Origin of the sequence: Embleya sp. NPDC050493 (assembly GCF_044458105.1) — a bacterium.
Taxonomy (GTDB): domain Bacteria; phylum Actinomycetota; class Actinomycetes; order Streptomycetales; family Streptomycetaceae; genus Embleya.
On sequence record NZ_JBITHP010000001.1, the window covers coordinates 63517 to 84798 of the forward strand.

Sequence of the window (21282 nt, forward strand, 5' to 3'; positions counted from 1 at the left end):
CGGGAACGGAGCGGCCGTCTGCGGGGGTATCCACTGCCACGGTGACCTCACGAGAGTCGATTCGGGTCGTTCGGATCCGCCTTCGCGATGCCGTCCGGTGCGTGCTCCGACGGGACTCGCGTCGCGGGCTCCGGGGCGTCGTCGGGGGTGTCCTCCACGGTGGTGAGCAGTTCGTCGATGGTGTGCAGATCGCGGGACGCGACGGTACGGACGCGGTCGATCGACTCGGCGAGCCGGCGCAGCGTGGGGGCCGCGAACACGTCGGCGGGAGCGACGTCCACACCGTGGGTCGCGTGCACCCGGGCCAGCACCTGAATCAACTGGAGTGAGGTGCCGCCGAGTCCGAAGAAGTTGTCGTCGCGGCCCACCCGGGGCACACCCAGGACCGGGACGAGTACGTCGCGCACCAGGGCGCGTTCCGTGTCGGTCTCGGGCGGTGTGTACGGGCGGGAGTCGAACCGGGCGTTGCGTTCGGCGGCGGCCCGGGCGGCGTGGTCGAGGTCGGCGCCGGCGGGCATCGCCGCCGCGGCGTCGTGGGCGTCGTCGGAGTCGTCGGCCTCGACTACGAGTACACGTTCGGGCACGGCGACGGCCGGCAGGTCCCGGCGGAGCAGGTCGACCAGGCCCTCCGGTGTCGGGTCCGGCCCGGCGGGTGCGCGGATCGCCGCGTACGGACGCTCGGCCCGGCCCCAGTCGAGCGGTTGCACACCTGCCGCGGCCGGCCGGCCGGTCCGTCGGGTGAGGGCTGCCGCGAGGTCCTCGACCAGGATCGAGCGACCGCGCGCGCACACCCGGTCCTCGGGCAGTCGGACCAGGCGCAGCGTGCCGTCGGCGCCGACCCGGACCAGCGCGCCGGTGTTCACCACCCGACCGCCGGTGCCGGCCGGATCGGGCCGGAAGTCCGCGGCACAGGCGGCCGGTTCGCCGAGGTAGCCCGCGCCGGGTTCCACCGGCGCCCACAACGTCCCGGTACCGCCGACGGGCACGGCCATCAGGTCGTCGTTGAGCACGTGGTGGGGCGCCGGGCAGGTCGAGCCGCGCGGGTCCGGGCCGGTCAGCACGGCGTCCGGGGCCGCCGCGGCCCACCAGCGGCCGCGCGGGGCACCGGCATCCTGCTCGCCCGGCGCGGCGGGCTCGGTGAGCCGCCGATACGAGGCGCGCAGGTCCAACAGGTGCACCGGGACGGACTCGGCGAACGTGTACGGCAGTTCGGCCACCGTGGCGCCGGCCTCGGCCAGCGCGTCGAAGCGCGCGTCGGCCGTACCACCGGTGGGCAGCAGCAGCGCGGCGCCGGAGCAGGCGGCGGCCAGCACACAGATCGCCGCTTCCTCGCCGCCCCACTCGAAGTCGGGTGCGAATACGTCCGAGGCGGACAGCCCCGAGGCGTCGGCGTGCCGGGCCGCGGCGCGCAGCAGCGTGGGGGAGGGGAGCCGCACCACGCGTGGCGACGGGTACGCCCGCAGGCCGACCAGGAGTGCGCCCGGGGCGTCGCCGGGCGGTCGGGTCGATGCCGTGCGCGGCTGATCATCGGCGGTCGGGATCGGGGTGATCGTGCCGTCCGGGAACAACTCGAACCGCGCGTGGGCCGCGTGCGCCACCCGCTCCGACCAGGCCGGCGGGTCCGCGGCGCAGCGCACCAGAACGTCCGCCCCGAAGCCGAGCGCGGCGGGCAGCGCGACGGCGCCGGCGGCGGAGTCGTCGGCGCGCAGGACCACCGCGTCCCCGACCCGTACGCCGGCCTCGGCCAGCGCCTCCCGCATCGTGCGCACGGCCGCCGCGGCGCACGCTGCCGTCATCGTGCCGCGCGGTGCGCTGATCACCACGTCGTCCGGGGACCGCGCGGCCCACCCGGCCAAGGCATCGACGCTGCCGAAGTCGCCATCCCGGGGGGTCGCGGGTGTGGCGTCCGCGTGCGGCGCCGTCGCGGGTGACGCCCCCGCGCGGGCCGGCGGCGGTGGTAGGGCACCCGCGCGCGGCGAGGACGCGACGCCCGCGGCCGGCTGCGTCCCGGCCCCCGGTGCCTGCTCCCGATCGGTACTCGCCGCCGAGTCCAGGAAGTGCGCCACGAGGGCCGTGAGCGCGTCGACCGTGGACCGGTCGAAGAGGTCGGGATCGTATTCGGCGAGCAGTTCGGCCGCTCCGCTCGGATCACCGGTCAGCACCAGTTCGAGGTCGTACATCGGCACGGGCGAGGGCAGCAGCCGGATCCGGGCGGGGCCGCCGGCCACTCGCGGTGCCGGCAGGGACACGGCCTCCAGGCCCACCGGGAGCAGCGGTTCCGCTCCCCACGTGGGCGGTTGCAGGTCGGCCAGCGCGGCGATCGGCAACGGATCCGACCCGGATGCCGCGACGGCCTCCCGGGCGCGGTCCGTGAGCGAGGCCGCGTCCACGCCGCCGTCGATCCGCAACGCCAGTACGCCGGCCGTGCCGAGCCGACCCACCAGGTGCTCGGTCTGCGGGGTGTGCCGACCGGGATCGTCCAGGCCCAACCGCAGCGGCGAGGAGGCGCCGAACCGGCGCAGGGCCGCCCCCACCGCGGCCACCAGCGCGACCGGCGGGTCGACGGGTGCGGGCGCGGGGCGGCGCAGTGCGGCACCCGCCGCGGACGGCGGCCCGGCGACGGGCGGTCGGTCGTAGGGCAGCAGCGAGGGTCGCGCCGGTCCCAGGCGGTCGGCAGCCCTGGGCAGCAGGTCGGCCAGGCGCTCCGGGCCGAACCGACGACGATGCCAGTACGCGTGGTCCGCGACGTCGAATCCGCCCACCGGCGGCGCCGTGCCGTCCTCGTAGGCACGTGCGACGGCGGCCAGGAGCAGCCCCACGGAGGTCCGGTCGAGGGCATGCCGGGCGACGGCCAGCGACAACACGGTGTCCGGCCCGCCCGCCCGGTTCCCTTCGCCGGCGGTGATCGCCGCGCGGCACAGCGGACCGTGCCGAGGGTCGAACGGCTCGGTCCACGCGGGCTCGTCCGGCGAGTCGTGCCAATCCACCCGGGCACCTCGACCCGGCGTCTGCACGAGGGCGCCGCCGCGCTCGCCGACGAGCAGGCCCAGCGCGGGAGTTGCCGCCGCGACGGATTCGACCGCGGCGCGCAGCCGTTCGTGGTCGAGCCGGTGCCCGGTCTCCAGACGGCCCCCGACCGCCATCCGGGCCAGGTCCGGCACCGCCGACGCGGCCGTGTACAGCCACTCCTGGTCCAGCGTGAGCGGCACCTCGGCGCCCTCGGGGCGCGGCTCGGTGAACTCCCGATCCCGCGCCTCGTGGTCGATCCGGCGCAGCACGGACCGCAGGGCCCGACGGCGGGCCTGCACCGACAACCTTCCCGGCTCGGTCATTCGAGGTCTTCCCCCTTCAAGCTGTCGAGGATCCGCCGCCGCTCGCCCGGGGTCATCCAGGCCACGTCGCGCACGGCGCGATCGGGCCGGCTCACCGCCCAGTCGAGGAACACGCCCAGTCGGGCGGCCAGATCCGCGCCGGTGGCGTCGTCGAACAGGGCCTTGCTGTAGTCGAGGCGCACCATCGGCCGGGGTCCGCCGAGCAGGAACGTGGCGTTCAGGTCGAAGCGACTCAGCTCGTACTCGGGTGCCACGAACTCGCAGTCCAACCCGTCGAGTTCAAGGGAAGGCGGGGCGTCCACCGAGGAGCAGAAGGCGCGGAAGAGCGGGTTGCGGTCGTTGCGCCGATCCGGACGCAGCTCGCGGACCAACTCCTCGAAGGGCAACGCCTGATGGGCCAGCGCGTCGGCGAGTGTCAGATGGGTACGGCGCACCAGATCGACGAAGGGCTCGTCCGGGCGCAGTGCCGAACGCAGGCACAGCGTGTTGACGAAGCAGCCGATCAGCGGCTCCAGGGCCAGGTCCGTGCGCCCGCTGACGGGGGTGCCCACCACGAAGTCGCGCTGACCGCCGTAGCGGCCGAGTACCGCGAACCACGCGGCCAGCGCGACCGCGAACGAGCTCGCGCCCGCCTGTGCGGCCACCGCGCGCAGGCGCCGCACGGTCGCGGGGGACACCTCGTGCTGCACCGTGCCCATCGCCCCGCCGACCCCGTGTCCCGGCCGGTCGGTGGGCAGTTCCAACTCCGCCACGCCCGCCAGCGCGCTGCGCCAGTGCCGCAGCAGCGATTCGCGTTCGCGGTCCAGCGTCTGCCGCTCCCACCAGGCGTAGTCGCTGTAGGAGACCTCGGGGGCGGGCAGTTCCGGAACGCCGCCCCGGCGCAGGTCCTCGGCGAGTTCGCGGAGCAGGATCGCGGTGGACCAGCCGTCGAAGGCGAGGTGATGCAGGGTCAGGACCAGCACGACGGCGCCGTCCGGGTCGCCCAGGCCGGCCAGCCGGACCCGCAGCGGGGGTTCGCGTTCCAGGTCGAAGACGTGCCGCAGCTCCTCGGTCGCCGTCGCGACGGCACGCTCCATGGCGTCCGCGCCGGGCGCGGCCGGTCGATGGTCCACGGTGGGCGGGCCCTCGTCCAGGACACGCTGTACCGGCGGCCCGGCGGGCCGTGGTTCGACCACGGTGCGCAGTGGTTCGTGGCGGCGTACGAGGCGGTGGATCGCGCCGACGAGCGCGTCGACGTCGGGCTTCCCGCGCAACAACAGCGCGACCTGGAGGTTGTACTCGGCGGTCGGCGGCCTGCTGGTGTGCACGAACCACAGCCGGGCCTGCGCGGTCGAAAGCGGCGCGGGACGCTCCGGGACGGGGACGACCGGGGGGCGGGGGAGAGTCGGGTCGGCGGCGCTCATGCGGGCACCGCCGATGCGCTCAGGGCGCTCGCGGCCCGCGCGGCGGCGTGCACGGCCCGCGCCACGTCCGCGTCCGAGACGTCCCGGTGGGTGACGAACCTGACCACGCCCGGGACCACTTCGGTGACCAGTACGCCGTGTTCGGCCAGCGCCGCCACGAACGGCGCGGCCGGGTCGCCGATCGGCATCGTGACGATGTTGGTGGGCGGCGGGTCCGGCGCTGCCCACTCGGGCAGCACCTCGCGCAGTCCGCGGGCGAGTTCGGCCGCACGCCGGTGATCGGCGGCGAGCTCGTCGATCCCGTCCAGCGCGATCGAGCCGGCCGCGGCCACGACGCCGACCTGCCGCAGCGTCGCGCCCAGGCGGCGGCGCACGTCGGCCGCGCGCACCCGCACCTCGGCCGTGCAGCACAACAACGAACCCATCGGCGCACCCAGGCCCTTGTACAGGGAGAACGTCAACGTGTCGCAGAGTGCTCCGACGGCGGCGGGCGGATATCCGCCCGCCAGGCAGGCGTTGAACAGCCGGGCGCCGTCGCAGTGCAGCGGGACCCCGGCCGCGCGGCAGGCCGCCGAGACCTCGCCCAGGCGATCCAGGTCCCATACCGAACCACCGCTCGCGCTGTGCGTGTTCTCCACCGAGACCAGGCCGGTGCGCGGGGCCCGCCAGTCGTCGCGGGCGAGCAACTCGGCGATGTGTTCGGCACCGAACATGCCCAAGTGCCCGCGGATCGGTGTGAGTTGTACTCCGGCGAGGCCGGAGGTGGAGTGCGACTCCCAGCGGACCAGGTCGGAGTCGGCCTCCGCGAGTACCTCGTGGCCGGGCGGGACCAGCGCCATCACCGCGGCCAGATTGGCCATCGTGCCGCCGATCACGAACAGCGCGTCCTCGGTGCCGACCAGCCGTGCGGCCCGCTCCTCCAGGGCACGTACGGTCGGGTCCTCGCCGTAGAAGTCGTCGCCGACCCGGGCCGTGGCCATGGCCTCGCGCATCCGCGCGGTCGGCTGGGTCACCGTGTCCGAGCGCAGATCCACGAGTGCGGAATCGCTCACCGGAAGCCTCCTCGGGTTGCCCGGGGCGGTCGACACCGTCGCGCGCGTCATCGCACGACGGACACGAGGGCACGCGTCGCCGGACGAGGGCACGCGTCGCCCCGAACCGGCATCGTGCGCCGGAATCCGACGCGCCGTCGATTATCTTTCAGGAACCCGTCGGCCCTTTCCGGAGTATTTCCCGTCCCCTTCCGGGATCCGGACCCGATGGGTAATTCTGGGCGCGGTGGAATTCACGCCGGAGTCGATCCGCCCGAGTCGATACGCACCGGCCGGCCCGATACACCGGACCCGACGACGGCCCACCCGACGACTGCCCATCGGGCGACAACCACCCGAGGACACACGCCCGACGACAATTGGAGAGTTCGATGGAGGAGCAGGCGGACGACCGCGTCTACAACGTCGTGGTGAACGACGAGGACCAATATTCCATCTGGTTCGCCGATCGTGCGTTGCCGGACGGGTGGCATGCGGAGGGCACCGGCGGCAGCCGGCAGGAGTGCCTCGATCACATCGAACGCGTCTGGACCGACATGCGCCCGCGCAGCGTCCGCGAGCGCCTGGCCGTGGACTGATGGGCGAGAGTCCCGCCGACCCGCCGCCCGACCGGGACCGGACCGGGGGCGACGCGCCGACGACCCTGCTCGACCTGCCCATGGAGGCGGCCAGGGGCAACGGCCCGGTGCTGCACACCCGGATGCACGTGGTCGCCGCTCCCGACGACATGCCGGACCGGCGGCCGACGCCGGCCGCCGTGCTCGCCGCCTACGTCGCGGTCCTACGGCGGTACACCGGCGCGCGTGCGTTCGTGATCACCACGGACTCGGCGGCGCGACCGCACGAGCCGGGGCCGCCGGCGGCCCCGGCCGATCCGGACCGGGCCGCCCGCCCCGCCGCCCGGATGATCCGAGTGACCGGTGACCCGCGTGCCACCGGCGCGGAGGCGGTCGCCGAGGCGGGCCGGTGGTTGCGGGAGGCCGCCGAGGTCACCGGATCCGACCGGCCGGCACGCTACTCCGCGGGCTTTCGGGTCCGGGGGGAGTATGCCGATCGCTCCGGGTCGTCCCGAGCGCCCGGCGCGGACTCCGGCCGACCCGGGCCCGGCGGGGCGCGCGACGCAGACGGCGGTGGATGCGCACCTGCGGGGCCGGGCGACGCCGGCGCCGGCGGGTCCGGGCCCGCGCGGGCGGGCGGCGACGCGGAGCCGGGCCGGCCCGGGCCCGCGCGGGCGGGCGCCGCCGAACTGACGCTCACCCTGGTCCGGGATGCCGAGCGCGATGCCGCACACCTGGAGATCACTCACGACGCGGACCTGATCGACGCCGACACCGCCGCACGATTCGGTCGGCACGTCCTGCGCCTGCTCGACGGCATCTCCCGCCGTCCGCACACCCCCGTCGCGGACCTGGACCCGCTCGGGCCCCGGGACCATGCGCTGCTGCGCACCTGGGGGGCCACGCCGGACATTCCCGACGTGCTGCGCCCGCTCGGGCGGTTGCTCGCCGAGCGGGCGGCGGCCACGCCGGACGCGGTCGCCCTCGGGTACCGGGACGAGACGCTGACGTACGGCGAACTCGACGCGCGCGCGGACGCCCTGGCCCACCGGCTCCTGGCGGCGGGAAGCGGGCCGGGCACGGTGGTCGGCCTGTGCATGCCCCGCTGCCCCGAGTCGGTCGTCGCGATGCTCGCCGTGCACCGTGCGGGCGCCGCCGCGCTGATGCTCGACCCCAAGGCGCCCGACGCCTACCTGGGCCGCTTCCTCGAGCAGGCCGGGGCGCGGCTCGTGGTCACCACGCGCCGATTCGAACGCACCCTGCCCCCGGAGGCGAAGCACGTCCTGGTGCTCGCGCCGAGCGGCCGCGTCCCCGGACCGGCCGCCCCCCGACGGCCGCTGCCGGAGCCGACGTCGGCCGATCCGGCCTTCCTGGTACAGACTTCCGGGTCCACCGGCACACCCAAACTGGTCGTCGTCACCCACCGCGGCGTGGCGCACGCGGCCCTGGCGCAGATCCGCGCGCACGGGGTGACGGCGGGGGAGCGCGGCGGCTGGACCTTCCCGCCGCAGACCAACGTGTCGGTGACCGTCGTGGTGTGGGCCCACCTGGTCGCCGGCGCGTCCTTGCAGATCGCGGCGGACGAGGACCTGTCCACGCCGGAACACCTGCGCGACTGGCTGCTGTCCCGGGAGATCACCCAGGTGTTCGTGGTGGCCCCGCTCGCGGAGGCGCTGCTCGGCATCCCCTGGCCCGCCCGCACCCCGCTGCGCACCCTGTTGACCGGGAGCGATCGGGTGCGCCGCTGGGCGCCCGCGGAACTGCCGTTCGAGGTGGGCAATTGGTACGGCGCCAACGAGGTCAACATCGTCACCTCGCCGCTGATCCCGCGGGAACGACCGATCACCTCGCATACCGCGACGGCACGCGATCGCACCCTGCCGCCGCCGATCGGGCGCCCGTGGCCCGGCGCCCGGCTGTACGTCCTCGACCGCGAACTGCGGCTCGTCCCGCCCGGCGTGGTCGGCGAACTGGCTGTCTCCGGGCCCGAGCAGGCGCGCGGATACCTGACCGCGCGGCAGACGGCCGAGCGCTTCGTGCCGGACCCGTTCGGCGACGTGCCGGGTGGTCGGCTCTACCTCACCGGCGACCTGGTCCGCTTCCGCGCGGACGGGGTCCTCGAACACCGGGGCCGAGCCGATCACCAGCTCAAGATCGCGGGCATGCGGGTCGAGGTGGGCGAGGTCGAACAGGCACTGCTGGCCGCCGAGGGCGTACGCGCGGCGGCGGTCGCGGCCCCGGAGGACCCCCGGGGCGTCCGCCGCCTCGTCGCCTACGTGGTGGCATCGGGCGGCCTGGACACCCACGCCCTGCGCCGCGAACTCGCCCGGGTGTTGCCGGACCACATGGTGCCGCAGCTGTTCGTGCGGCTGGACGCCCTGCCGCTCAACTCGGGCGACAAGATCGACCGCAACGCGCTGCCGATGCCCGACTGGGCACCCGCGACCGGCCCGGGCCCCGCCGCCGGCGAGCACCGTACGGCGGTGGAGGAGACCCTGGTGCGGGTGTGGGAGGAGATCCTGGGTCGCGAACACCTGGGCGTGCACGACGACTTCTTCCTGCTCGGCGGCGAGTCGCTGAGCGCCGGCCGAGCGGTGCGGCTGATCGCCGAGCGGCTCGGCGTGCCGCTCAAGGTCCGGGCGCTGATGCTCAATCCGACGCCGGCCGAACTGGCCCGCGAACTGGCCCACTCGGCCTGAGCCGCTCTGCCGACGCCTGATGCCGGATGCCGGACGCCCGGCCGCGTGACCGGCGGCCGTCGCCCGGTGACGGGAGCACGGCGCCGAGACGAGGGGCGACCGGTCGGGACGACGAGCCGAGGCACGAAACGCGACACGACGAGACGAGGGGCGGTGCCCGACCGATGCTTCCGGTCGCTCACCGCCCCTCGCCCGTCCGGGCCTGATGTGCCGTCAGTCGGGTGCCCCGGCGCGGGCGAGATCCTCCGTCACGACGTCCACGAGAACCTTGGGGCAGCGCAGGAAATCCAGGTGCCTGCCCGCCAGCGCCACCACGCGCACGTCCGCGCACTCCGCCCACCCCGGTGCCACCGTCTCCGGCGGCACCACGTCGTCCTCGGACCAGGAGATCACCGTCACCGGACAGGGCAGCCTGCGGGTCACGTCGTAGCGGTAGGGGCGTTGCAGCACCAGGTCCTCGCGCAGGACTCGGGCGCCGAGTTCGGCCATCTCGTCCGGCGGCTCGCCCTGGCCGGTCTGCCGATACCGCTGCCGTACCTCCGCCGCCAGATCGGCGGTGTCCAGGTCGACGAAGTTCAGCTCGCCGTACAGGCCCTTGTGCGGGGCACCCCAGCTGGACGCGAACAGCCGCTCGGGCAGCGGCAGTCCCCGGTCCTCCAGGGTCAGGATCGTCTCCAGCGCGAACGGCACCGCGCCGCAGTGCCCGATGAAGGCGAACGGTCGGTCGAGCAGCGGCGCGAGTTGCGCGACGAGGTCCGCGGCGAAGCCGGCGTGGTCGGTGGGCGCGCTCTCGCGAAAGCGATTCTCCCGGCCGGGCGGCTGAAGCGCGCACACGGCGGTGCCGTCGGGCAGCGTCTGCGGCCACTGCCGGTACGAGGAGGCACCGACCCCCGCGTACGGGAAGCAGAACAACAGTGATCCGCTGTCTTCCGGCGGCTTTCGAAGCAACCATTTCCCGGTCTGCACAGGTGTATTCACCCCGAACACGGTAGTCGCCGAAGGACCGGCCGAAAAGGCAGTGGACGGTTTATCGAAAGACTTCGGAAAGAAGTTCGCGAACGTGTCCGGCCGATTCCTTTCGCGGCCGAGAAAGAATCATTGCCGAGGCGTGCGGGCCGATATACGTTCCGGACTGTGCGTGCGCCGCACCGAGTGCGCCTGGACGCAGGACGGGAGAACTCCGCGATGCTCATGACCGGCCCCGGGACCGACGAGCGAGTGCCCCTCGACTCGATCGATCTCTACGATCCACGCCGATTCCAGACCCACCCGCAACACGTCGCCCTGGCGACGCTGCGCGAGGTGGCGCCCGTATGGGCCCAGCACACCCCCGACGGCGCCCGGTTCTGGTCCGTCACGCGTTACGACGACGTCGTGCGCGTGCTCAAGGACGCCCGCCGGTACAGCTCCGAGCACGGCACGATCCTCGACGTCACCGGCGGGGACAGCGCCGGCGGACGGACCATCAACCTGATGGACCGTCCGCGGCACACGGCGATCCGCACGCCCGCGTTCCACACCATGACGACGAACATCCTCGCCCAGCGCACGGAGAACATCCGCGCGCACGTGTTGCGGATCATCGAACCGCTGACGGCGGGCGGCGACCACGACTTCGCCCGGACGATGTTCGATCTGCCGATGGCGGCCGTCGGCGAGATCCTGGGTATCCCGCGCCGGTATTGGGCCGACATCCCGCGCTGGACCATGGCGGGAGTCGCCCCCGACGACCCGGAGTTCGCCAAGGGTCAGACCGCCGAGACGCTGCGCGAGGCGCACCACGACCTGTTCGCCATGTTCAGCGAACTGATCGCCGACCGCCGCCGCGAACCCCGGGACGACCTGGTCTCGCGGCTCGCGCGTGTGGAGATCGACGGCGCGCCGATCGACGACAGCCTGGTCCTGCTCAACTGCTACAGCTTCGTCATGGGCGCCACCACCACGACGCCGCACACCGCCACGCACATGCTGCTCGCGCTGCTGGAGCGGCCCGAGGTCTGGCGCCGCGTCCAGGAGAACCCGGAACTGGCGGCGGCGGCCGTACAGGAGTCGTTGCGCTGGTCCACGCCGACCAACCACCTGATGCGCCGCACCCTCACCGAGGTCGAGATCGCGGGCACCAGGATCGGCGCGGGGGAACTCGTGGTGGCCTGGGTGGCCTCCGCGAACCGCGACGATCGGGTGTTCACCGATCCGTTCTCGTTCCTGATCGACCGCAAGCCCAACCCGCACATCGCGTTCGGCATCGGCCCGCACTACTGCGTCGGCGGGCCCGCAGCCCGGGTGGCGCTCACCGTACTGCTGGAGGAACTGGTCACCCGATTCGACCGGTTCGAGCTCGCCGGGGACCCGGTCCATCTGCGCTCGAACTTCATCAACGGACTCACCCGGCTGCCGATCACCGCCCACCCGCGCACCGGGGCGGATGCGGCGGCCCGGGCGAAGGAGGTGACCCGGTCATGACGGCCGCCCCGACCGAGGAACTGCCCGCGACGCCGGTCCAGGAACAGATGTGGCTCGTCGACGAGATGGACCGCGACGCGGCCGTGTACAACGAACACCTGGCCTTCGAACTGGTCGGGCCGCTGTCGGTGGCCGCCCTCGAAGCCGGATTCGACCTGCTCGTCGAGCGGCACACGGCGCTGCGCACGATCCTGCCCGTGGACAAGGGCCGGCTGCGCCAGTCCGTGGTGGCTCCGTGGTCGGTGCGACTGGATCCACCGGTCGACTTCACCGATCGCCCCGAGGACGCGCCGGACTGGGCCCGGACGTTGGTGGAGGAGCCGTACAGTTCGGCGGTGACCCCGCCGGTGCGATTCGGCCTGGCCCGGCTCGGCCCGCACCGGCACCTGCTCGTGCTCGCCTTCCACCACGAGGTGATGGACGCGGGCGCCGCCGCGCACCTGCTCGACGAACTCGCCGTGGCCTACACCGCACACCTCGCCGGCCGGCGGGCGGAACTTCCTCCGGTGACCGCGGACTACCGCGATTTCACCCGGTGGCACGGCGAACTCCTGGACAGCGGCGCCCTCGACCCGGAGCGGGCCGCCTGGGTGACCGAACTGGCCGACGCGCCCCATGTGTTGCGCATGCCGGAGGACACCCCGCGGCCGGCGACCAAGCGCAATCGCGGTGCGCTGGCCGTCCATCGTTTCCCGGCGGGCCTGGTGCCCCGGCTGCGCCGGTTCGCCGCGGGCCATCGGGTCACCCCGTTCCACACGCTCTTCGCGGCGTTCACGACCGTGCTGCACCGGCACACCCGCGCCGAGGACATGGTCCTGGGCATCTGCGGGGACGGACGACCGGAGCAGTATCCCGACGTGGTCGGCCCGATGTCCTGCATGATCCCGGTGCGCATGCGGGCGCCGGGCGATCTGCCGTTCGCCGACCTGCTGGCCGCCGCGCGCGACGCCACGCTCACCGCGTACGACCGGCAGTTCATCCCCTTCCGGCAGGTCGTGCGGGAGAGCCTGGCCGGCCGGGACCCCGGCCACTCGCCGCTCGTCCAGGTCGTCTTCAACGCGCCACCGCTGCACTTTCGTCCGGACACCTTCCCGGACCTGACCATGAGCGTGGTGCACGTGCCGCGCGGGCGTTGCCGATTCGACCTGCTGTTCAATCTCGAATGGCACGGTGACGACGTCGTGGCCACCGTCGAGTACGACACCGCGATCTTCGCGGCGGCGACCGTCGAGCGGCTCGTCGACCACTTCGCGACGGCCGTGGAATCGGCGATGGCCGATCCCGGCGCGACCCTGGACACCCTGGAACTGGGTCCGCCCGCAGGCGCCTTCGCGCCGTCGGGACGCCCGGTGGACGACGAGGCCCGGCTTACCCTGGACACCCCTTCCGGACCGGTGCTCTTGGATCCCGATCCGTCCTGGCCGGGCGGCGACCGGGGCGAGGTGTCGGCCGTACCCGGGCTCGCCGAGGTCAGGGAGCCCACCGGGGCACTGGCGCCCTACGGTCTGGAGGGCGTGCTGCACGTCGACGGGAGCCCGGTGCCCGACCCACCGACCGGCGGCTCGCTGCGCGTTCGCCGGGTCGAGGACGGCCGGCTGCTGTGGCGCATCGCCGGCCCGCTTCGAGACGACGAACCGGCGCGGCAGCAGCGGCCCGACGCCGCCCGGGTCGGCCGGCGACGTGCCCCGGCCGTGGAGCGGCGCGTCGTCGAGCTGTGCCGTGAACTCCTGGAAAACGACTCGATCACCGGCGCGGACGACTTCTTCGCGGTCGGCGGTCACTCGATGATCGCCTCGCGCCTGGCCCAGGCCCTCTCCGACGAGTTCGGGGTGCACGTCCCGCTGCTGTTCGTCTTCGAGAACCCCGAACTGCACGAGTTCGCCGCGGCGATCGCCGCCCGCCACCCGGCGGTGGCCGACGCGCTCGCCGAGTTGGCGAATCTCACCGACGACGAGATCGGCGCACTCGCCGACGAGCCCGAGGAGATGGACGGGTCCGTCGGGTCCGACGGGTTCGGGCCGGACGGTCCGCTCGTGCCGAGCGAGCGCACCACCGCGCTGGGTGCCGCCGAGGAACCGTTCTGGCTGATGGAGCAGTTCGCCCCCGGCAGCGCGGTCAACACCCTCACGCTGTCGCTGCGGGTGGAGGGCCCGCTGGACGAAGGGGCGTTGGAATGGGCGTTCGGCCGCGCCGTGGATCGGGAGGAGATCCTGCGCACCACCTATCACCTGGCCGAGGGCGACGCCGCGCCGAGCCGACGGGTGCACGACGAACACCCATTCACGATCGAGGTGGTGGACCTGCGTCGCACGCCCGCTCCGGAGCGTGAGCAGGCCGCGGCGGAGGTGGCCGCGGAACGGGCGCGCCGAGGCTTCGACGTGTCCGAACTGCCGCTGATCCGGCTGACCGTGGTCCGCCTGGACACCGGCACCCGCGACCTGCTGCTGACCTGCCACCACCTGGTGATGGACTACTGGGCGGTCACCAAGGTGCTGTTCCCGCAGATCGCCGCCTGCTACCGGTGGCGCACCACCGGCGAGGGCGAACTGCCCGCGCCGCGCACCACGACCTTCAGCCACATCGTCGCCGCCGAGCGCCGGCGGGCGTCGACCGCGGCCGCGCAGGAGCACCGGCGTTACTGGCGGCGTCGCCTGGCCGGCCTGCGCGAGCTGACCCTGCCCACCGACTTCCCCCGTCCCGACGGGCCGTCCTTCGACGGGGACGTCGTCTACCGCCTGGTGTCGCCCGCCGTGCGCGACGCGGTGTACGCCTTCGCCCACCGGGAGCGGATGACCCCGTTCGTGGTGGTGGCCGCCGCCCTGTCCGCCGTGTTGCGGCAGTGGTCCGGACAGGACGACGTGCAACTGCTGACGCCGTGCGAGAACCGCCTCGACCTGGACGCGGCGGACGTGATGGGGGCGTTCGTCAACCTGCTCGTGCTGCGCTTCGACGACCTCGACACCCGCAAGACCTGGCGCGAACACCTGGCCGCGACCCGGGAGACGGTGGCCGGCGCGTATGCCAACCAGTCCTGCCCGGCCGGTGACGCGCTGCGCGCCGCGGGCGCGGATCCGCTGGTGCTCAGCGGGCGCGGATCGTACGTGACGCTCAACGTGTTCCAGGCCGAGTCCGGCTTCGCGTTGACCGGCTGCCGGACCCACCAGGGACGCATCGTGGCGAACGCGCAGATCGGCACCGACCTGGAGGTGTCCACGCTGATCGTCGAGGACGGGCTGCTCTTCGACGTCAAGTACCGCACCGCGCTGTGGGAGCGCGCCTCGGTCGAGCGTTTCGCGGCCGCCTGCGAAGCGGCTCTGGTCGAGCTGATCGAGCAGCCGGACGGCGCGCTGCCGGCGCACCGCACGGGACTCGCCTGACATGGCGTCCGCCGTCGATCCCGACGCCTTCGACCGGTGCCGCGCGGGCCGACTCACCGTGGTCGGGGCACCCGCCCGGCCCGGTCCGGCCCGGGGCAGCGCCATGGCCCACCACGGCGAGATCCTCCAAGGCGTCTTCGAACGCGACGACGGGGCGCTGGCACACGCCGTCGTCTCGCTGCCGCTGCCCGCGCTGCACGCGCACGCCACCTTCGTGCCGACCCGCACCTTCGGCGTCACGGTCAGCCCGGCGTGGAAGACCAAGGCCGCGGGTGCGGCCCGGGAGACGCTGCGCTGGCTGGGGGTACGCGAGGGCGGACGGCTGAGCGTGCACAGCTCGATTCCGGTCGAACGCGGCATGGGCTCGTCCACCGCGGACGTGGTCGGCGCGATCCGGGCGGTGGCCCGGGCACACGGCCGGGCGCCGACCGAGGCGGACGTGGCCGCCCTCGCGGTGCGCGCCGAAGGCGCCTCGGACGGCGTGATGTTCGGGCCCCGCGCGGTGTTGTACGCCAACCGGGAGGGCTACGTCCTGGAGGATCTCGGCGGCCCGCTGCCGGCCCTGCACGTGCTCGGCTTCGACGTGGGCGGCCCGGACGTGGACACGATCGCCCAGCCCCCGCGCGAGTACCGGCCGAGCGAGATCGAGCACCTGCGACACCTGCGGGTGATGGTGCGCCGAGCGGTGGCCGAGGCGGACTGCGCGCTGCTGGCCCGCACGGCCACCGCCAGTGCCCGGCTCAACCAGCGTTTCCTGCCCCAGGCCGCACTGCCGCTCGCCGAGCGGATCTGCCGGGCCGGCGACGGCATCGGCGTCCAGGTCGCGCACAGCGGCCGGGTGGTGGCCGTCCTGTTCGACCCGGCGGCCGACGGGCTCGGCGCACGGCTGGCCGACGCCCGCCGGCGACTGCGAGCCGCCGGCGTAGAGCGTGTGTGGTCGTTTCGTACCGATTCCGTGGCGGCCGGGGAACCGGTCGGGCCGCGCGACGCGGACAACCGTGAGGAGCGGTGGTGAGGACATCGATCCCGATCCTGCTGACGCAGGACGACCTGCGGATTCTGGCCCCGGAGCAACCGGCACCGCCGGCGCGCCCGGACCGGCCGGCATCCGACGAGACCCGCGCCGTCGACCCCGCGGGTGACCGGCCCGCCGGGGCCGCCGAGGACGACGGCTGGGACGACGGCCCCTCGCCGCTGTGGAGCTGGCGATGAGCACCGCCGAACAGGACGCGCTGCTGCCCGCCGACGTGGTGCCGCACAACACGCCCGTGCCATCCGGCGAACCCGGCGCCGCCCTGGTGACCGGCGCATCCGGATTCCTCGGCGCCGCCGTGGTCGCCGAACTGCTGGAGCACACCGAGCAGCGGGTGTACTGCCTGGTGCGCCCCAAGGACGGCACCGCGCAGGAACGCATCGAGGCCGCGCTGCGCGGGTTCGACCTGTGGAGCAGCGCATGCCCGGACCGGGTGATCGCCCTCGCCGGCGACCTGGCCCGACCGGGATGCGGCCTGAGCGACGACGACCGGCGGCTCGTGCACGCGGAGGTCGACACGATCTACCACTGCGGCGCGGGCGTGAACGTCAGCTACCCCTACGAGGCGCTGCGCGGCCCCAACGTCGCAGGCACCGTGGAGGTGCTGCGCCTGGTGTGCGAGGGCCGACCCAAACGGCTCGCGCACGTGTCCACGGTCTCGGTGCTCTACGGGAGCCGCCCCGAGGGCGCGGAAGGCCCCGGCACGGTCGCCGACTTCACCGAACTGGGGCCGGCCGGGGTGCTCGGCGGCTACGGACTGAGCAAGTGGGCGGCCGAACGTCTGGTTGCCCAGGCCCGCGAACGCGGCGTGGACGCCCTGGTGTTCCGCTCCGGCACGCTCGCCGGGCACACCCGCACCGGTGTGTCCAACCCGAACGACTACGCCTGGCTGTTCCTGCGCACCTGCGCCGTGATGGGAGCCGCCCCGCTCGCGGGCTCCCCGCTCCAGTGGGCACCCGTCGACTACGCGGCGCGCGCCGTGGTGCGGCTGACCCGGGCGAGCGAGGGATCGGCCCCGCCCGCCTACCACCTGATCGCACCCGAACACACCCGCTACACCACGCTGTTCTCCTGGCTGCGCCGCTTCGGCTACCGGCTGCGACCCGTCGACTTCGCGCTCTGGCGGCAGCGGGTCCTGGACGCATCGGTGACCTCGAACCGGGACGAGCTGCGACAGATCGCCGCGACCCTGCCCGACGCCTCGGCCGGCTCCGCCGCGGTGATCCCCGAGGTGGCCTCGGACCGCACCGACGCCGAGTTGGCCGAAGTCGACGTGCGCTGCCCGGTCCTGGACGAGCAACTTGCCCGCAGATACTTCGAGGTTGGGCTCCGTCGGGCGGAGTTGCCCGAGCCGGACCGGATCGCCGGATCACGATGAGCGTCGAGGAGAGGACCATGGCCGCATCCAGCGCCAGCGCGTACAACGCCGTCGCCGAGGTGTACGACGAATGGACGGGCCCGCTGCCCGACACCCCCGCCACCGTGGAGTTCCTGGCCCGATACGCGGGTGGCGGCGCGGTCCTGGAACTGGGCGTCGGCACCGGGCGGGTCGCCCTGCCGCTGGCCGCCAAGGGCCTGGAGGTGATCGGCATCGAGGGTGCCGACAAGATGATCGACAAGCTCAAACTGCGCCCCGGCGGCGACGCGTTCCCGGTCGTTCTCGGGGACATGGCCGACGTCGCGGTGGACCGCACGTTCTCGCTGATCTACATCGTCTTCAACACCTTCCTGTGCCTGCTCGACCAGCGCGACCAGGTTCGCTGCCTGCGCAACGTGGCCGAGCACCTGGAACCGGACGGCACGCTGGTGACCGAGATGTACGTGCCCGACCCCCGGCGTACCGACGCCGACGGCCAGCGGCTGGCCACCGGCAGCGTCGAGCGCGACCGGGTCTTCCTGGAGGCCACGATGCACGACACGCTGCGCCAGCGGATCCGGACCCAGGTGGTGATCGTGAGCGAGAGCGGCATCCGCCTCTATCCCAGCCAGATCCGGTACGTGTGGCCCAGCGAGTTGGACCTGATGGCACAACTGGCCGGCCTCGAACTGGTCGAGCGGCACGGCGGCTGGGCGGGCGAGCCGTTCACGGCCAAGAGCACACGGCACGTGTCGGTCTTCCGCAAGGCGGCCTGACCGGCCCCGCACGCGACGCCGCGGTCCCGCCCGGGTTGGGCGGGACCGCGGCGTCGGCGTTTTGCCGGGGTGCGGTCAGTCGATGGTCGGCTCCTTGTGCGCGACGGCCGCGACGAAGCGCTCCACGAGTTCGCCCGCCGCGTCCGCATCGAGCAGGTCGACGCGGTGTTGCAGCAGGCCCACCACGTCGTCGCCGTCCGCCCACAGGTCCACCGACACCGGCAGCGCGGTGCGCTGCGCACCCGGGGTCGGTGCGCTCCCCGGCTCCGGCGCCTCCGGCTCCAGCCATACTCCGGGGGCGAGTTCGCGCGGCGCCGGCAACGCCTTGCGCAGGGTCAGGGCCAACCAGGGCAGCGCGCGGCGCAGTTCCGGAGCCCCACTGCGCACGCCCGCGTCCAGGAGGGCCTGGGCGGAGATCGCCGAGGCGTCCGAAGCCCGTCGGGGCACGCCCGCCGCCGAGACCGACACGGCCGGTTCGACGTCCTCGTCCCGGTGCACCGCCGACAATGTCAGGGTCGACAGCGGGGCGACCAGATCACGCGTGTCCGCCGAACGACCGGGCTCGACCCGGCCGACCACGACCGAGGATCCCCACTCCCGGGGCAACACCCGCAGCAGCGCCCCGGTCAGCGCGTGCTCCATCGGCACGCCGCGCGCCAGGGCCAGGTCGGATGCCGCCTGCACCGCCGCCGCGTCGAGCCGAACGGGCACCAGGCCGGTGTCGTACCCGCCCTCGGGAACCGGCACCGTGTCGGCCAGCGAGGAGCGGAACGCGGTGACCGCGTCCGCCAGGGCCACCCCGGAGGATGCCTCCCGCCGAGCCTGGGCGAGTGCGGCGAACGGCACCGCGACGGGTTCGACCGCGACGGCGCCCGCGTAGGCGTCCGCGAACTGCGACACGATCACCGCGAGCGACGCGGCGTCGGCCACCGTGTCGTGCACGCGGATCTCCAGCTCGAACCGCTCGTCCTCGAACTGCCGCAGCGCCGCCCGCAACAGCGGCCCCTCGGCCAGGTCGAACCGGGCGTCCATCGCCTCGTCCGGGCCGGTCGCCGCGCCGGTCGCCGCGGTGTCCCGAAGATCCTCCTCGAAGAGATCGAACTCCACGTGTGGCGATATCAGTTGGCTGCCGTACTCGGCGACCGGGTCGAAGCGGGTGCGCAGACACTCCTGACGTCGCACCACCGCCGTCAGCGCCTCGGCCACCCGACCGGTGTCCACCGGGCCGGTCAGCCTCGCCCGAACCGTCAGACCGGGAGAGGTGATCCCGGGCACCAGCCGTTCGGCGTGGCACAGCGCACGCTGTTCGGGCGACAGCGCGACCCTGCGGTCCGCGGCTTCACCGGCCGCGGCCGGCGAAGCCGCCGCACGGTCGACCACCGCGGCCCACGCGCGCACCGTCGGTTCCGCGAACAACTCCCAGACCGGAAGTTCGAGCTCGTACTCGGTACGCAGCCGGGAGACGACCTCCATGGCGAGCAGGGAGTGGCCGCCCAGGTCGAAGAAGCTGGTCCGGACGTCGACCTCGGGCAGGCCCAATACCTCGCCCCAGACCTTGGCCACGGCCGTCTCGGTCGGACCCTCCGGCGCCCCGCCCTCGTCGTTGTCGGCGGCCCGTTCGTCCCCGTCCGGGTCCGGGCCGTCGACGCCGGGTTCCCGCCACGCGAGCAGCGCCGCGTGATCGACCTTGCCGTTGTCCGTCATCGGCAGTGCGGGCAGGAACGACAGCCGATCGGGCACCATCGGCTCCGGCAGGAATCGACGGGCGTGCGCGCGCACGTCGGCAACGCTCGGTGTGTGTCCCGGCTCGGGCACCAGATAGGCGGCGAGCGCGTCCGCGTGTACCAACACCGCCGCCTGGCGGACCGCGGGCAGCTTCTCCAACACCGCCACCACCTCGCCGGGTTCGACCCGATGGCCGCGGATCTTGACCTGGTCGTCGGTGCGCCCGAGGAAGTGCAGATCACCGTCGGCGGACAGCCGGACCACGTCGCCGGTGCGATACATGCGGGCGCCGGGCACCCCGGAGAACGGGTCCGGCACGAACTTCTCGGCGGTCAACGCCGGTCGTCGGTGGTAGCCGCAGGACACCTGAAGCCCGCCCACGTACAACTCGCCGCGCGGTCCCGGCGGAAGCAGCTCGCCGTCCCGGTCCAGGACGTAGAGCCGGGTGCCCGGGATGGCGTCCCCCAGCGGCAGTCGGGTCGGATCCGAGATCGGCGCGAACGTGGCGTAGACCGTGGTCTCGGTCGGGCCGTAGCCGTTGTGCAACGACTCGGTGCGCTCCAGGAGTTCGCGGGCCAGCCGCTCGGTCAGCTTCTCGCCGCCGCCGAACGCGCGCACCCGATGCCGGCCGGCCGTACCCAGGCCCGCGAGCACCAGCATCCGCCACAACGACGGAGTGGCCAGGACCGTGCTGACCCGGTGCCGGTCGATCAGGTCGAGCAGCACGTCGGGGTCCCGGGTGCGATCGTCGGGCGGCAGCACGACGGACGCGCCCGCCGCCAACGGAACGAACACGTCCGTGATGGACATGTCGAACGCGATCGAGGCCACCGACAACACCACGTCGCCCTCGGCCATGGCCGGCCCGTGCGCCCGCAACGCCCGGACCAGGGTGGCCAGTCCGCCGTGCGTGGCCAGCACGCCCTTGGGCGTGCCGGTCGAGCCCGACGTGTAGATCACGTATGCGGGATCCGAACGGAACAGGCGCACCGGCCGGGCCCGCCCGCCCGGCGGCTCCGCGTCCAGGCGCAGCGCCGGGGCCGCGTCGGCGACCGCCGCGGGCGCATGCCGATCCACCAGGACGAGTTCGGGGCGCGCATCCGACAGGGTCAGCGCGATCCGCTCGCCGGGGTGGGCGGGATCCAGCGGCACGTACACCCTGCCCGCCCGCAGGCAGCCCAACGCGGCGGCCACCAGGGCCGCCCCGCGCCGTCCGCAGACCGCCACCCAACCTCCCGGCGAGACCCGATCGGCCACCGCCGCCGCCCAGCGGTCCGCAGCCGCGTCCAGCGCGGCGAACGAGGTTTCGCCGCCCGCGTCGAAGACGGCCGTCAGGTCCGGCGACCGGCGTGCGACCGCGGCCACCGAATCCGGAAGGGACACGATCGCCGGCTCGGCGCAGGCGCCACTCGTTTCGCTCTCGCGATCGGGAACAGGCATCGTCATCCGTTCCGAGGCGACTCGGCACACGCCTCATTTGCCGGGGCAATCGCATTACCTGCACGATT

13 protein-coding genes are annotated in these 21282 nt (G+C 73.8%); 8 read left to right on the top strand and 5 right to left on the bottom strand.

Annotated elements, in window-relative coordinates; translation table 11 throughout:
- Nucleotides 1-47: 47 nt before the first annotated feature.
- Genes ACIBM5_RS00245 through ACIBM5_RS00255 form a run of 3 tightly spaced genes read right to left on the bottom strand, consistent with a single transcriptional unit; the run spans nucleotide 48 to nucleotide 5787 of the window.
- Nucleotides 48-3332, bottom strand: a complete 3285-nt coding sequence (locus ACIBM5_RS00245; protein ID WP_396004618.1) for a phosphopantetheine-binding protein — start codon at nucleotides 3330-3332, stop codon at nucleotides 48-50.
- Nucleotides 3329-4735: a condensation domain-containing protein gene (locus ACIBM5_RS00250; protein WP_396004619.1), complete on the bottom strand. Its 1407-nt coding sequence runs from the start codon at nucleotides 4733-4735 to the stop codon at nucleotides 3329-3331. Before ACIBM5_RS00250 ends, ACIBM5_RS00245 begins: the two co-directional genes overlap by 4 nt.
- Nucleotides 4732-5787, bottom strand: a complete 1056-nt coding sequence (locus ACIBM5_RS00255) for a threonine aldolase family protein (protein WP_396004620.1) — start codon at nucleotides 5785-5787, stop codon at nucleotides 4732-4734. Before ACIBM5_RS00255 ends, ACIBM5_RS00250 begins: the two co-directional genes overlap by 4 nt.
- A 371-nt stretch (nucleotides 5788-6158) precedes the next feature.
- Here ACIBM5_RS00255 and ACIBM5_RS00260 point away from each other — a divergent pair, with 371 nt between their 5' ends.
- Complete coding sequence (locus ACIBM5_RS00260; protein ID WP_391581841.1) at nucleotides 6159-6365, top strand: MbtH family protein; 207 nt, start codon at nucleotides 6159-6161, stop codon at nucleotides 6363-6365.
- Nucleotides 6365-9043 (top strand): AMP-binding protein, encoded by a 2679-nt coding sequence (locus ACIBM5_RS00265; RefSeq protein ID WP_396004621.1) that lies wholly within the window; start codon nucleotides 6365-6367, stop codon nucleotides 9041-9043. The genes ACIBM5_RS00260 and ACIBM5_RS00265 overlap by 1 nt, the downstream gene beginning before the upstream one ends.
- A gap of 213 nt (nucleotides 9044-9256) precedes the next feature.
- Here the strand turns inward: ACIBM5_RS00265 and ACIBM5_RS00270 are convergent, their stop codons facing one another.
- A complete protein-coding gene (locus tag ACIBM5_RS00270; protein WP_391581843.1) occupies nucleotides 9257-10021 on the bottom strand; it encodes a thioesterase II family protein in 765 nt (254 codons plus the stop codon).
- Nucleotides 10022-10177: 156 nt separating this feature from the next.
- Here ACIBM5_RS00270 and ACIBM5_RS00275 point away from each other — a divergent pair, with 156 nt between their 5' ends.
- From ACIBM5_RS00275 to ACIBM5_RS00300, 6 genes are read left to right on the top strand one after another with little or no spacing between them, the layout of a single operon-like run.
- Nucleotides 10178-11506 carry a cytochrome P450 gene (locus tag ACIBM5_RS00275; protein ID WP_396004622.1) on the top strand — a complete coding sequence of 443 codons (1329 nt, stop codon included), beginning with the start codon at nucleotides 10178-10180 and terminating at the stop codon, nucleotides 11504-11506.
- Nucleotides 11503-14883 (top strand): condensation domain-containing protein, encoded by a 3381-nt coding sequence (locus ACIBM5_RS00280; RefSeq protein ID WP_396004623.1) that lies wholly within the window; start codon nucleotides 11503-11505, stop codon nucleotides 14881-14883. Before ACIBM5_RS00275 ends, ACIBM5_RS00280 begins: the two co-directional genes overlap by 4 nt.
- 1 nt (nucleotide 14884) lies before the next feature.
- Complete coding sequence (locus ACIBM5_RS00285; protein ID WP_396004624.1) at nucleotides 14885-15898, top strand: GHMP kinase; 1014 nt, start codon at nucleotides 14885-14887, stop codon at nucleotides 15896-15898.
- On the top strand, nucleotides 15895-16095 hold the full coding sequence (locus tag ACIBM5_RS00290; RefSeq protein WP_391581848.1) for a hypothetical protein: 201 nt from the start codon (nucleotides 15895-15897) through the stop codon (nucleotides 16093-16095). Before ACIBM5_RS00285 ends, ACIBM5_RS00290 begins: the two co-directional genes overlap by 4 nt.
- The gene (locus ACIBM5_RS00295) at nucleotides 16092-17294 is read left to right on the top strand and encodes a thioester reductase domain-containing protein (RefSeq protein WP_396004625.1); all 1203 of its coding nucleotides are present in this window, start codon (nucleotides 16092-16094) and stop codon (nucleotides 17292-17294) included. The genes ACIBM5_RS00290 and ACIBM5_RS00295 overlap by 4 nt, the downstream gene beginning before the upstream one ends.
- Before the next feature lie 17 nt (nucleotides 17295-17311).
- Nucleotides 17312-18049 carry a class I SAM-dependent DNA methyltransferase gene (locus ACIBM5_RS00300; protein WP_391581850.1) on the top strand — a complete coding sequence of 246 codons (738 nt, stop codon included), beginning with the start codon at nucleotides 17312-17314 and terminating at the stop codon, nucleotides 18047-18049.
- Between the two features lie 75 nt (nucleotides 18050-18124).
- Here ACIBM5_RS00300 and ACIBM5_RS00305 read toward each other — a convergent pair whose 3' ends face one another.
- Nucleotides 18125-21214 carry an amino acid adenylation domain-containing protein gene (locus ACIBM5_RS00305; protein WP_396004626.1) on the bottom strand — a complete coding sequence of 1030 codons (3090 nt, stop codon included), beginning with the start codon at nucleotides 21212-21214 and terminating at the stop codon, nucleotides 18125-18127.
- Nucleotides 21215-21282 lie beyond the last annotated feature (68 nt).

What these genes read in the sequence shown, in the direction of transcription:
- ACIBM5_RS00245 (WP_396004618.1), bottom strand. Translation starts at nt 3,332, where the DNA reads ATGACCGAGCCGGGAAGGTTGTCGGTGCAGGCCCGCCGTCGGGCCCTG.
- ACIBM5_RS00250 (WP_396004619.1), bottom strand. Translation starts at nt 4,735, where the DNA reads ATGAGCGCCGCCGACCCGACTCTCCCCCGCCCCCCGGTCGTCCCCGTC.
- ACIBM5_RS00300 (WP_391581850.1), top strand. Translation starts at nt 17,312, where the DNA reads ATGGCCGCATCCAGCGCCAGCGCGTACAACGCCGTCGCCGAGGTGTAC.
- ACIBM5_RS00295 (WP_396004625.1), top strand. Translation starts at nt 16,092, where the DNA reads ATGAGCACCGCCGAACAGGACGCGCTGCTGCCCGCCGACGTGGTGCCG.
- ACIBM5_RS00265 (WP_396004621.1), top strand. Translation starts at nt 6,365, where the DNA reads ATGGGCGAGAGTCCCGCCGACCCGCCGCCCGACCGGGACCGGACCGGG.
- ACIBM5_RS00260 (WP_391581841.1), top strand. Translation starts at nt 6,159, where the DNA reads ATGGAGGAGCAGGCGGACGACCGCGTCTACAACGTCGTGGTGAACGAC.
- ACIBM5_RS00280 (WP_396004623.1), top strand. Translation starts at nt 11,503, where the DNA reads ATGACGGCCGCCCCGACCGAGGAACTGCCCGCGACGCCGGTCCAGGAA.
- ACIBM5_RS00285 (WP_396004624.1), top strand. Translation starts at nt 14,885, where the DNA reads ATGGCGTCCGCCGTCGATCCCGACGCCTTCGACCGGTGCCGCGCGGGC.
- ACIBM5_RS00305 (WP_396004626.1), bottom strand. Translation starts at nt 21,214, where the DNA reads ATGCCTGTTCCCGATCGCGAGAGCGAAACGAGTGGCGCCTGCGCCGAG.